The organism is Paenochrobactrum sp. BZR 201-1, from assembly GCF_044987585.2.
Lineage (GTDB): Bacteria > Pseudomonadota > Alphaproteobacteria > Rhizobiales > Rhizobiaceae > Paenochrobactrum > Paenochrobactrum pullorum.
Genome location: NZ_JBJDRZ020000019.1, coordinates 51,213 through 63,309 on the forward strand (window position 1 = coordinate 51,213; position 12,097 = coordinate 63,309).

Consider the following 12,097-nt stretch of genomic DNA (forward strand, 5'->3'; position numbering starts at 1 on the left):
CATGCTAAAGCTGTAATTGCCGCAGGGTTCAAGACAATCTTGCATTGAACTTAAAAAAGTGTTTTTTACAGTTTAACAACGAACAGACCGGATCATTTAAATGATCACACCCTACAATTTAGACAGAAATTTCTGCTGATTGGGCGGGAAAAGAGAAGGACGAAGAATATGAGCGGCATCAACGAACTTATTGACAGTGAAGTAAAAAATAATGATGTCGTACTTTTTCTGAAAGGTACGCCTGGTTTCCCACAGTGCGGTTTTTCCGGACAGGTTGTGCAGATTCTGGATTACATCGGCGTTGATTACAAAGGAATCAACGTGTTGGCATCCGATGAAATGCGTCAGGGGATTAAAGAATATTCCAACTGGCCGACCATCCCTCAGCTTTATGTTAAAGGTGAATTCATAGGTGGCTGTGATATTACCCGTGAAATGTTCCAGTCCGGCGAACTGAAAGCACTGTTTGAAGAAAAAGGCATTGCTGTTAAAGCAGCCTGATTCATATCATTCATCTTCATTGGATGTTTGAAGGTGCCGGTCTCCGGCACCTTTGCTGTTTTTGAGCCTCAGTGTTATTTGATGTAATATTGAGGCTTTCATTATCTTCACGAGTTCGTGAGCCAGCTTCTTTTTTTTAAAGATACTGTCATTCATGAATGAGTTTCACTATTCAATTGATATAACCCATCATTGAAAAAAATTTTTAAAACATTATTGCTTGATTATACCGGCCAATCATAAGGCCGGGGGTCGAACGATAATTTTTGATCAACTCAAACGTATTTCACGCGCACGATACACTTGGACAATATGGTTCAGGTGCAGTCGCGGGTTGATCAGATGTATGCCGCAGACAGGAGAGTATTTTGCCAATTGATATAAAACAGGGTCACACAGGACAAGGTAACAGCATGCGCGGTCGGGGCGAATTCATTGCTCTGATTGCTGCTGTGATGGCGATCAATGCTCTGGCAATTGACATTATGCTTCCCGGTTTACAGGAAATTGGGGCAAGCCTTGGTGTCGAATCTGAAAACCATCGTCAGTTCGTTATTACTGCTTATTTGCTGGGTCTTGGCGTTTCTCAATTATTTTACGGCCCGTTGAGTGATCGCTTCGGACGTCGCATTCCGCTTTTCGTCGGAACCAGCATTTATATTGTCACCGCGCTGGCATCCGCTTTTACCACCAGCTTCTCGATGCTGATCCTTTTACGTGTATTGCAAGGTATTGGTGCCGCAGGCACGCGTGTTATCGCTGTTTCCATCGTACGCGACCTATATGGTGGCCGTCAGATGGCGGAAGTCATGTCGCTGATCATGATGGTCTTTATGATCTTGCCGGTCATTGCACCTGCAACCGGTCAATTCATCATGTTTTTTGGTGAATGGCACCTGATCTTTGTTTTCATGGCTATTTCAGCAGCTGTGGTGATGGTCTGGGTTTATTTCCGTCTTCCGGAAACATTGGCGGAAGAAAAAAGACGTTCATTATCTGGCGCAAGCCTCGCACAGTCTTTCAGCCTGGTGCTGACCAACCGTGTTGCCTTCTTTTATATGCTCGGCACCTCGTTCATTTTAGGCACGCTGTTCGGCTTTATCGGCTCCTCACAACAGATTTATGTTGGTATTTATGAGCTTGGTGAATTATTTCCACTGGCTTTCGCCGCGGTAGCAGCCACTATGGCGCTGTCTTCATTCCTGAATTCACGGTTTGTCGGTCGCTATGGTATGCGTCGTATTTCACAAACTATGCTGTTTATCTTTATTGGTTTCAGCCTGCTATGGTTTGTACTGTCATTGAGCTTTGAAGGGCCCGTGCCACTATTCCTGCTCCTGCCGCTTTACATGGTCATCATGTTCTCGTTCGGGCTAATCACGTCCAACTTTAATGCACTCGCCATGGAGCCGTTGGGTGCTGTGGCCGGAACAGCCTCCTCGGTACTGGGCTTCACCCAGACGACTTTGGGCGCGACATTGGGAGCTGTCATTGGTCAGTCCTTTGATGGCACGACTACACCCATTGCATTAGGCTTTACCATTTTGGGCGTTATCAGCTTCATCTGTATGCTGATTGCAGAACGTGGCAAACTCTTTGCTTCACAACATCAGGCACCCAAAGCATAAAAAGCATCGCTATCTATGCAAATGAAAAGTCCGTCATGACATAAAACAATCATGCCGGACTTTTATATTTTAAGAAGCAATCAAAACATCGAAATCTTTTTATCCTTTGCAGTCTGTCAATCGTGGAAAATGTCAATCTCACGTAAAACCCGTGTAAAACTTGACCTTTTGCAACGAATAATGCAGAACATAAAGCGAACCTTATTCGCTTTGTTAGAATTTGCATGGCATGATAAGAATGATTCGTAACAACGCATTGCTTGGGCTTTTGCCCATGTTAAAACGATAAATGACGACCCGTAATTGTCTGCACGTTTGATGCGGTATATTTAATAGATAGGCTGAACCAAAGCACATGGACGACAACAACGATCTTTTTTCAAGTGTTGTGAGTAAAGCCCGTGAAAGGCAAATGACATCGCAGGCTGACATCAGTGCGGTAGCCCCTGCCCCTGTGGCAGAAAAAGCCGCACCAACAATACCTGCCGTTTCTGCTGCACCTTCTGCTCCCACACCGGTTGAGTCCGTCAAGCGTGCAACATTAGCTGCCGATAATGGTGATTATAATGCCTCTGCCATCCGTGTTCTGGAAGGCTTGGAGCCGGTACGTCTGCGCCCTGGTATGTATATCGGCGGTACCGACGAAAAAGCGATGCACCATCTCTTTGCTGAAGTCATCGATAACTCGATGGACGAAGCGGTGGCTGGACATGCAAACTTTATTGAAGTCAGCCTTGATGCTGATGGTTTCTTGTCTGTCAGCGATAATGGTCGCGGTATTCCGATCGATAATCACCCGCAGGTTCCGGGAAAATCTACGCTTGAAGTCATTATGACCAAGCTACATGCCGGCGGTAAATTCGACGGTAAAGCCTATGAAACATCCGGCGGGCTGCACGGCGTTGGTGTCTCGGTCGTCAACGCGCTTTCCGATGTGTTGGAAGTAGAAGTTGCACGTAATCGCCGCTTGTATCGCCAATGCTTCTCGCGCGGTATTCCGCAAGGCGGTTTGGAAGAACTCGGTGAAGTGCATAACCGCCGCGGCACACGCCTGCGCTTCCATCCGGATCCGGATATTTTCGGTAAAAATGCCAAATTTGACCCGACGCGCATTTATCGTATGGCGCGCTCGAAAGCCTATTTGTTCGGTGGTGTTGAAATCCGCTGGAGTTGTGACCCTTCACTTCTCGACCCGAAACAGGATACGCCTGAAAAGGCTGTCTTCCATTTCCCAGGTGGTTTGAAGGATTATTTGTCCACCACATTGGGCAAAGACTTTCAGGTCACACGCGAAATTTTTGCCGGTAAAACCGAAGCGCAAGGTCGTCATGGTGCCTTGGAATGGGCTGTCAGCTGGTATGGTGGCGATGCGTTTGTACATTCTTATTGTAACACGATCCCGACCGGTGATGGTGGTACCCATGAGGCTGGCCTTCGTATCGCTCTCACACGTGGTCTGAAAGCCTATGCCGAACTGACCAATAATAAACGTGCCTCTGTCATTACCACCGATGACGTGATGACATCAGCAGCTGCCATGCTGTCTGTTTTTATTCGCGAACCGGAATTTGTCGGCCAAACCAAAGACAAGCTTGCCACTGTTGAGGCGCAGCGTATCGTTGAAAATGCCATTCGTGATCCGTTTGATCATTGGCTGGCTGCCTCGCCGCAGGAAGCCTCCAAATTGCTCGACTGGGTGGTTGAACGTGCTGAGGAACGTCTGCGCCGCCGTCAGGAAAAAGAAGTCAACCGCAAGACGGCTGTACGCAAATTGCGGCTGCCGGGTAAACTCGCAGACTGCTCACAAAACTCTGCCAACAATGCAGAACTGTTTATTGTTGAAGGTGATTCCGCGGGCGGTTCCGCCAAACAAGCACGTAACCGCACCAATCAGGCGATCCTGCCACTGCGCGGTAAAATCCTGAACGTAGCGAGCGCCGGACGCGATAAGCTTACAGCCAACCAACAGATTGCCGATATTATTCAAGCGCTTGGCTGTGGAACACGGTCAAAATACCGCGAAGAAGATCTGCGTTATGACCGCATTATCATCATGACGGATGCTGACGTGGATGGCGCGCATATTGCTTCGCTTTTAATCACCTTCTTCTATCAAGAAATGCCGGAAATGATCAGTAACGGCCATCTCTTTCTCGCGGTGCCTCCGCTTTATCGCCTTAGCCAAGGTGGCAAAACTGCCTATGCCCGTGATGATGCACATAAGGATGAATTGCTGCGTACGCATTTCAGCGGACGTGGTAAGATTGAAATCGGCCGCTTTAAGGGCTTGGGTGAAATGCGTGCCGAGCAATTGAAAGAAACGACGATGGATCCTGCCAAACGCACACTCTTGCGTGTGGAGATTGATCACAGCACTGAAGAAGCCACCAAGGCAACGGTTGATGACCTGATGGGCACCAAGCCGGAAGCCCGCTTCCGCTTCATTCAGGAAAATGCCGAATTTGCCGACAAACTCGATATTTAGATGGTGTTTTACCGATAAGTTTTTAAGTTCCCAACGTACTGACTAGAGCATGTCTCCCAAAAGTGGGCACCGGTTTTGGGATAAAGACATGCGTAAAAACAAAACGGTAGAGCGAGCACATTGGATACGATTAAGTGAGACACGCTCTAGAAATTGATCATTCAGTTTGTAGGGAGCTTAAATGTGGCGAGAAACATTGTTAATGGTCTGCTGATACAGAATAATAAGCTTTTATTGGCACGTCGTAGTTCTCATCGTCATGCCTATGCTAATTGCTGGAGTTTTCCTGGCGGACATGTCGAAAACGGTGAAACTCAAGAACAGGCTTTGAAACGCGAACTGCGTGAAGAGTTAGGTATTGCACCGCAAAAATACAGCTTTATCTATGAGATAAAAGACCCGAACACTGCCGAAAAAGTCACTTATTATTTGTATATTATAAAGCAATGGGAGGGAAATCCGGCAATTCGAAATGACGAGCATTCCGAATTATGCTGGATCCCCTTGAATGAAGCCAATAATCTCAAAGAACTTGCTTTGGATTCCTATCTGACTGTTTTTAAATATCTGGATAATTACATCAGCCCTGACGCTCAGGCAGACGCACAATAAGGCCGTTGATTTCATCACGAACGCGGATCTGGCAGGAAAGACGCGAATTTGCCTGAACATCATAGGCAAAATCCAGCATATCCTCTTCCATTGCATCAGGTTCGCCCACAATTTCCTGCCAATTTTCATCGACATAAACATGGCAGGTCGCGCAAGCACAAGCTCCGCCGCAATCGGCATCAATACCCGGAATACCATTACGAATTGCCGCCTCCATGACACTGGAACCGTTCGGGCTTTCCACCTCGTAAGGGGTACCATCCGCAGTGATATAAGTAATTTTTGTCATTACCCATCCTAGATTTTATAAAACTCCGGTCATCATCCGGTTAACTCTTTAGTCGTATCCGAGGAGATACGTATTTATGCGTGAAAGTTCAACCAGACAGCGTCAAAGTGACCGCGCTACGATCAGCTGTCCCGGAACCGGCTGGCCTTGTTCATGACGTACAATAATGTTCTGACAAGCCAGACATTCAAAACCATGCGCTTCCACCAAACGACGTAAATAATTTTCTGCGTGCGCAAAACGCTGATAGGCACCAACCATATAATGACGCTTCTGAAAAATTTCATCTGATTGTGTTTCGGATGAAAAAGCAATCACACCACCTTGATTGATATGTGCTTTCAATCCGGCAAAAAAATCTTCCAATGCACCCATATAGGGCAAAACATCAGTTGCAACGATCAAATCCCACGGTGCAGCTGTGTTTTTTTGTAAAAACAACACCGCTTCGCTGACAAATAACGCATCATAATCACCTTTTTCATAGGCGATTTCGATCATGTTTTCAGAAATATCAACGCCGGTTTTGTGCGTGGCAATATCATCCAGCGCATCTGCCGAAAGGCCAGTGCCACAACCAAGATCAAGCATACGCTCAAACTGGCAATCTTCGTCCAACTTCAAAAGTACTTCACGCAATTGCAGCGGCACATCATAACCAAGCTGATCGACCAAAATCGTATCAAACATATCTGCATGCTGATCAAACAACGTTGCCACATAAGCATCCGGCGCTTTAGGCGGCACATCCCCTTTGCCCATACTGGCAAGTCTGACAGCAGCACCGGCATGATCAGAAGGATCGATTTGCAAAACTTCCTTATAAGCTAAGCTGGCAGCTTCAAAATCACCGGCTTTTTCAAGGCTTAACGCGCGCTCATAAGCTTCTTCCAAGGCTTCTTCATCAAAAGCTGCCGGTGTTTCATTATTCAAAGTCATTCTTTTTCCTTCGGCGAGCAAGTAGCGCATCAGCACACTTACAGCTTTTTATTGATATCCGTTTGGATTTTTACACTGCCAGTTCCACATGTCCTGACACATATCATTGAGTGTTTTTTGCGCCGACCAGTTCAATATCTCTTTTGCCCGTGCTGGATCGGCATAATATTCAGCAATATCACCAGCTCGACGCTGAGCAATCTCGTAAGGAACCGATTTTCCAGTCACTTTTTCATAAGCCCTGATTACTTCAAAAACACTATATCCCTGCCCTGTACCCAGATTGAGTGTCAAACATTGCGGCTCATCCAACATTTTCAAGGCTCGCACATGACCTTTAGCCACATCTTCCACATGGATATAATCACGCACACCCGTGCCGTCATGGGTCGGATAATCATTACCCCATATGGTCAATTTTTCACGTTTGCCGCTTACAACTTGCGCAATTAATGGCATCAGATTATTAGGCACACCTTTCGGATTTTCACCTATTAACCCGCTTTCATGCGCACCAACAGGATTGAAATAACGTAAAATAGCAATTTGCCAACTCGGATTACCACGATAAATATCGCGTAAAATATCTTCCACCATCAGTTTGCTGCGCCCATAAGTATTGGCGGGCAGCAACCGGTGATCCTCGGTAAATGGCAACTGCTCCGGCTCGCCATAAACTGTTGCCGATGAACTAAATACAATCCTTTTGACATCCACCGCACGCATAGCTTCCAGCAAACGAATAGTGCCGACTACGTTGCAATCATAATAATGCAACGGTTTTTGCGTTGATTCCGTCACAGATTTAAGGCCGGCAAAATGCATCACTGCATCACATTTATGACGCTTTAAAACTTGCTCCAGAAATATACGGTCACGCACATCACCTGCTTCGCGAAACAGCTTCCGTCCTGTAATTTCTTCCACCCGACGCAGAATTTCCGGATAACTATTATCAAAATTATCAACGACCACGACATCATAGCCAGCCTGCAACAGCTCAACACATGTGTGCGATCCGATATAACCGGCACCTCCGGTCACCATAACAGCCATGTTTCTGCCTTCCTGAAATGCCTTATCCGCTGCGCCTTCATATTATATCGGTCAATCTCACAAAATTGAAAGGAATGATCAAAAAATAGATGAGGCAACGCTCAACCATGATAGACATATTGAGAATCGCATAGCATCGCAACGGATAGATTTGGAGACTATTTTGCAACCTTCCGGCAAAATTGAAAGACTGCTTGAAATCATGGCAGCACTTCGCAATCCTGAAACTGGCTGCCCTTGGGATGTAGAGCAAAGCTATGAAACTATTGCTCCTTATACTTTGGAAGAAGTCTATGAAGTGCTGGATGCTATCGAGCGTCAGGACAAAGATGATTTACGCGAAGAATTAGGCGATTTGCTGTTGCAAGTCGTGTTCCATGCGCGCATCGCCGAGGAAGAAGGCGCATTTGACTTTGAAGATGTCGTACATGCCATCACCCATAAAATGATCCGTCGCCATCCGCATGTGTTTGGCGATGAAGAAGCCCGTAATGCCGGTATGGCTAAAGGGGCTTGGGGGCGCATTAAGCAGGAAGAAAAAGCCGAACGTGAACAGCGCCGTGCTAACGCGGGATTGCCTACGTTGGGGAAGAACGGTTATCTCGATGATATTCCACGTGCTTTTCCTGCATTATTGCGCGCTTTAAAGCTCCAATTAAAGGCTGCCAAAGTTGGCTTTGACTGGAGCGAGCCGGAACCGATTCTCGCAAAGATCGAAGAAGAAATAGCAGAACTCAAACAAGCGAAACTATCGGCTGATCAGAAGCATATTGAAGAAGAATATGGTGATTTGCTCTTTGCTATGGTCAATCTGGGACGACATATGAATATCGACCCGGAAATTGCTCTGATGCGTGCCAATGATAAGTTTCTCAACCGGTTCCACTATATCGAGAAAAGCCTCAAGCAAAACGGTTCATCACCGGAACAATCCAATTTGGAAGAAATGGAAACGCTCTGGCAAAAAGCCAAAGCAAGCGGTTTGTGATGGTTTCTTGATCACAATCAATGCATCTGCGGCTCCAGCATTTAATATCCAAATATCACACCAAAGGGGATTTCATGTTCAAGCATATTCTAGTCGCAGCCGATGGCTCCGAAACCTCCATCAAAAGCATCAAATATGCTGTTGAACTGGCCAAAAAACATGAAAGCAAGCTCACGGTTCTGACCGTCAGCATTCCCTATTCCCTCTCAAGTTTCACGGTAGCATGGCAAAATGCACCAATCGACAGCGATGATTACGACAAAACCATCGAAGAAGCCGCCTCCCGCATTCTGCAAGAGGCAAATGATATTGCCACTGTTTCCGGCGTTGTGATGGCTACGCGTCATATTTCGGAAGTGTCTGCCGCCACAGCGATTGTCGACACTGCCGATCAATTGGATTGTGATCTGATCATCATGGCCTCACACGGACGACGCGGCGTCGTAAGAAGGCTTTTAGGCAGCCAGACCAACGAAGTTTTACAAATGAGCCGGATACCAGTGCTGGTCTATCGCTGATAGAAAATAAGATTCGTACTATTTTTCATATATTTATCTTCGGTTTTTGATATTTTGATGCGACTGATTATATCCGCCGCATCATTTTTCTAACGATCCAAAGCCGATAATCGTTTTTTTAAATTTTAGCCTGTGGGTAATGAAAACTTTTGTCATATTCTGCAAAATACAGCATTGACGAATGCAATATATAACATTAAACAACCACTCATGTTCAGCAGCAATGCTAAACAGCTAAGGCCTTCAAATAGAAAGCCTCTTTTAAAATGCGCGGGTGTAGCTCAGTTGGTTAGAGTGCCGGCCTGTCACGCCGGAGGTCGCGGGTTCGAGCCCCGTCACTCGCGCCATTTTAAAAACAACAGTTGAGAATTCTCCTGCATTTCCTTCCGGTCTTTAAACTACCCATTCATGGTTATGACTTTGATAATCATTGCTCTGCTTTGGTAAAAACGCCTTTGCATGATGATCTTTTAAAATAATATTTTTTGACTTTAGAAATAAAAAGCCACCCATTAAGGGTGGCTTTTAACTGAGCAAAATTGAACGCTTAACTCACATCACAAGGAAAGACCAGCTGACGATTTCAGCTGCGGTTTTCTCAAATGCTTGGTCCAAAGCAGCAAGATAAGCATTATTACCGCTACCACGAACCTGCACGACATTACGGAATACTTTCGTTGATCGTATATGTCCGTTCTTATCATCCATAACCCGTACAGCAAGCTCAACGACTGCCGTTTGCGGTGATGTGGATGCACGAATGCCGAATTCACGAATATCTGTCAGTATCTGATAATTGATCGCCAGACCATCACCCGGACGCCCTACGCCACCGAGCAAGCCGGTATTTTCGTAAGCCTGCACAAGACGCGACTGGATAATATTCGGCAGACGATCCCCCCATTGGGCACCGCTCAGATATGCAATTGATCCCGATGCCGGATTGACCACAATATTCTGACTATCTAGTGCCTTGAGTGCGGCAGGAGCTGCCACCAAGATTTGTACAGATTTACGGCTTTTTGCTGTAACTGCGGAGTTTGGCGCACTCAAACTATAGGTATCAAGCGGCGCGGTGGTGCCGCAGGATGCCATTAAACCGGCAAGTCCAGCAATCATCAAGCCAAAACGGGCTCGCTTCAGGAGCTTGACATCAAATTGACTCATCGACGTGATCTCCCGTCATATTGCGGCACATTACCCTGACCGCCAAAGATAATACGTTGCGGATTCTTCTCAAGATCGGTGATGGCCTGCTCGATACGCTGGATCGCACGTCTGCTCTCATTGACCGCAGTCTCCACATCACGCAATCCCTGCCCCGAGAAACGCTGTATATTATCGGTAATCGGTGCCATACGATTATTAAGATTATCGGAGGTTTTACGGATTGATTCGAGCGTTGCATTAAGCTGTGCAACAACACCGTTTTTATCATCAGCAGACAACATATTATCTGCTTTTTGCATAATATCTTCCACACGCATCGAAGCATTATTCAGTCGTGACATCATTTCACGCGCATCCTTGATCATCAGCTGAATGTCTTCTGCATTTGAACCAAGTTTCTCAACAATGTCGGAATTTTTGGCCAAAGCATCTGTGAAGGTGCGCGTGTTTTTCACTGTATCTGTCAGTGGCTCACGTACATCGCGGATAAAACCTTCCAAAGCACCGATAGCACTGTTGGCACGGGCAAAAATATCCTGTGCCGTGGCAAGCAAATTGTTCACAATCGACGGATCGGCATTGATACGGGCAACATAGCCCCCTTCATTAGCTGTGGTCAGCAAATTCGGCTCATCCAGACGGCCACCTTTAAGCTCGACATAAGCCTGTCCGGTCAAACCCTGGAAGCCAAGAGTTGCAACCGTTGAACGCGTGATCGGCGTTGTTGCATTCACCTGCGTCAACACAATCACCATATCAGGATTGGTTTCATCCAGATGGAGACGGCGTACATCGCCGACTTTAATCCCGTTGAACAGCACCTGACTGCCCTGCGCAAGGCCTGTGACAGAGCCCGGAATTCTGATTTCGAGCGGCAGTGAATCGCGTGCCTCACCATAGCGCGCAATCCAATACACAAATCCGAAAGCAATGAGGCTGACGATCAGTGTAAAAACGCCCACCAGAACGTAATTGGCTTTCGTTTCCATAATTTACCCTGCCTGCGAGCGGAAAGTGCCGGGTCTGCGCCGGCTCGGTGCGGAAAGATCAATCTGCCGCGCCCGCTTGCCACGAAAATAAGATTTAACCCAAGGATCATCAAACTCCAGCATTTCTTCCATACTGCCGCTGACGAGTACTTTTTTATTGCCCAATACCGCTATCCGGTCACAAATTGCAAACAAACTGTCAAGATCGTGGGTCACCATATAAACGGTCAATCCCATCGTATCGCGCAAATTAGCGATCAGATCATCAAATTCTGCTGCACCAATCGGATCAAGTCCGGAAGTCGGCTCATCAAGAAACACCACATCCGGATCAAGCGCCAAAGAACGGGCCAAAGCTGCACGTTTGATCATACCGCCGGAAAGTTCAGACGGAAACTTTTCGGCCGTATCAGGTTTCAGCCCCACCAAATCAATTTTCAATCTGGCCAGCTCATCCATCAGCTTTGGCGAAAGATCGAGATATTCGCGCATTGGTACCTGAATATTTTCCAAGACATTCAGCGCAGAAAACAGCGCACCATGCTGGAACAATACCCCCATACGCATATCAACGGCCATTTTTGAACGTTCATTCAAACCATCAAGATTTTGTCCGAACACTTCGATTTTGCCGGTTTTCTTAGGGGTCAGGCCTAAGATTGCACGCATCAAAACAGATTTTCCGGAACCTGACGGCCCGATAAAACCCAAGACTTCACCGGGGTAAATATCAAGATTGAGCTTGTCCAGCACAGTGTTTTTGCCAAAAGCCACAGTGACATCACGAACAGAAATAATCGGTTCATGTTCATTATTGCCCATTGTCTCATGCTCACCGTTGCTCAAGACATGTGCTTTCTGGTTATCTTGATACTGCTGCTCCATATATACTCTTTAACTCAATCTGACGTATTTTACGAAT

At 46.5% G+C, this 12,097-nt stretch carries 12 protein-coding genes and 1 tRNA gene; 7 read left to right on the top strand and 6 right to left on the bottom strand.

Features of this window, described 5'->3' with window-relative positions; translation table 11 throughout:
- The first annotated feature begins 168 nt into the window (after positions 1–168).
- The 4 genes from grxD to ACI0FR_RS12150 all read left to right on the top strand — a co-directional run bounded on the left by grxD (position 169) and on the right by ACI0FR_RS12150 (position 5,226).
- Positions 169–501 (top strand): Grx4 family monothiol glutaredoxin, encoded by a 333-nt coding sequence (gene grxD / locus ACI0FR_RS12135; protein WP_404907856.1) that lies wholly within the window; start codon positions 169–171, stop codon positions 499–501.
- 368 nt (positions 502–869) lie between these two features.
- The gene (locus ACI0FR_RS12140) at positions 870–2,129 is read left to right on the top strand and encodes a multidrug effflux MFS transporter (protein WP_374832840.1); all 1,260 of its coding nucleotides are present in this window, start codon (positions 870–872) and stop codon (positions 2,127–2,129) included.
- A 355-nt stretch (positions 2,130–2,484) separates the two neighbouring features.
- Positions 2,485–4,614, top strand: coding sequence for a DNA topoisomerase IV subunit B (gene parE / locus ACI0FR_RS12145; protein ID WP_374832842.1), 2,130 nt, complete (start codon positions 2,485–2,487; stop codon positions 4,612–4,614).
- 183 nt (positions 4,615–4,797) lie between these two features.
- Positions 4,798–5,226, top strand: coding sequence for an NUDIX domain-containing protein (locus tag ACI0FR_RS12150; RefSeq protein WP_404907859.1), 429 nt, complete (start codon positions 4,798–4,800; stop codon positions 5,224–5,226).
- On the opposite strand, the gene ACI0FR_RS12155 is transcribed toward ACI0FR_RS12150, so the two are convergent.
- From ACI0FR_RS12155 to galE, 3 genes are all read right to left on the bottom strand, one after another.
- Complete coding sequence (locus ACI0FR_RS12155) at positions 5,195–5,515, bottom strand: 2Fe-2S iron-sulfur cluster-binding protein (RefSeq protein ID WP_374832846.1); 321 nt, start codon at positions 5,513–5,515, stop codon at positions 5,195–5,197. The genes ACI0FR_RS12150 and ACI0FR_RS12155 overlap by 32 nt on opposite strands.
- A 102-nt stretch (positions 5,516–5,617) precedes the next feature.
- A complete protein-coding gene (locus tag ACI0FR_RS12160; RefSeq protein ID WP_404907861.1) occupies positions 5,618–6,454 on the bottom strand; it encodes a methyltransferase domain-containing protein in 837 nt (278 codons plus the stop codon).
- Positions 6,455–6,502: 48 nt separating this feature from the next.
- On the bottom strand, positions 6,503–7,510 hold the full coding sequence (galE, locus tag ACI0FR_RS12165) for a UDP-glucose 4-epimerase GalE (protein WP_404907863.1): 1,008 nt from the start codon (positions 7,508–7,510) through the stop codon (positions 6,503–6,505).
- Between the two features lie 163 nt (positions 7,511–7,673).
- Here galE and mazG point away from each other — a divergent pair, with 163 nt between their 5' ends.
- The 3 genes from mazG (at position 7,674) to ACI0FR_RS12180 (ending at position 9,363) form a co-directional block, all read left to right on the top strand.
- Positions 7,674–8,498 (top strand): nucleoside triphosphate pyrophosphohydrolase, encoded by an 825-nt coding sequence (gene mazG / locus ACI0FR_RS12170; protein ID WP_404907922.1) that lies wholly within the window; start codon positions 7,674–7,676, stop codon positions 8,496–8,498.
- Positions 8,499–8,572: 74 nt separating this feature from the next.
- Complete coding sequence (locus ACI0FR_RS12175; protein ID WP_374832854.1) at positions 8,573–9,016, top strand: universal stress protein; 444 nt, start codon at positions 8,573–8,575, stop codon at positions 9,014–9,016.
- 270 nt (positions 9,017–9,286) lie between these two features.
- Positions 9,287–9,363 (top strand) — tRNA-Asp (locus ACI0FR_RS12180).
- Between the two features lie 205 nt (positions 9,364–9,568).
- Here the strand turns inward: ACI0FR_RS12180 and ACI0FR_RS12185 are convergent.
- Genes ACI0FR_RS12185 through ACI0FR_RS12195 form a run of 3 tightly spaced genes read right to left on the bottom strand, consistent with a single transcriptional unit; the run spans position 9,569 to position 12,060 of the window.
- Positions 9,569–10,183 (bottom strand): ABC-type transport auxiliary lipoprotein family protein, encoded by a 615-nt coding sequence (locus ACI0FR_RS12185; protein WP_404907867.1) that lies wholly within the window; start codon positions 10,181–10,183, stop codon positions 9,569–9,571.
- Entirely contained in the window at positions 10,180–11,175 is a 996-nt protein-coding gene (locus ACI0FR_RS12190; RefSeq protein WP_374832858.1) for an MlaD family protein, read from the bottom strand. Before ACI0FR_RS12190 ends, ACI0FR_RS12185 begins: the two co-directional genes overlap by 4 nt.
- A gap of 3 nt (positions 11,176–11,178) precedes the next feature.
- Complete coding sequence (locus ACI0FR_RS12195) at positions 11,179–12,060, bottom strand: ABC transporter ATP-binding protein (protein ID WP_404907869.1); 882 nt, start codon at positions 12,058–12,060, stop codon at positions 11,179–11,181.
- Between the last annotated feature and the right edge of the window lie 37 nt (positions 12,061–12,097).

Coding starts and splice junctions, on each gene's coding strand:
- ACI0FR_RS12190 (WP_374832858.1), bottom strand. CDS start 11,175: ATGGAAACGAAAGCCAATTACGTTCTGGTGGGCGTTTTTACACTGATC.
- grxD (WP_404907856.1), top strand. CDS start 169: ATGAGCGGCATCAACGAACTTATTGACAGTGAAGTAAAAAATAATGAT.
- galE (WP_404907863.1), bottom strand. CDS start 7,510: ATGGCTGTTATGGTGACCGGAGGTGCCGGTTATATCGGATCGCACACA.
- parE (WP_374832842.1), top strand. CDS start 2,485: ATGGACGACAACAACGATCTTTTTTCAAGTGTTGTGAGTAAAGCCCGT.
- ACI0FR_RS12195 (WP_404907869.1), bottom strand. CDS start 12,060: ATGGAGCAGCAGTATCAAGATAACCAGAAAGCACATGTCTTGAGCAAC.
- ACI0FR_RS12175 (WP_374832854.1), top strand. CDS start 8,573: ATGTTCAAGCATATTCTAGTCGCAGCCGATGGCTCCGAAACCTCCATC.
- ACI0FR_RS12160 (WP_404907861.1), bottom strand. CDS start 6,454: ATGACTTTGAATAATGAAACACCGGCAGCTTTTGATGAAGAAGCCTTG.
- ACI0FR_RS12185 (WP_404907867.1), bottom strand. CDS start 10,183: ATGAGTCAATTTGATGTCAAGCTCCTGAAGCGAGCCCGTTTTGGCTTG.
- ACI0FR_RS12155 (WP_374832846.1), bottom strand. CDS start 5,515: ATGACAAAAATTACTTATATCACTGCGGATGGTACCCCTTACGAGGTG.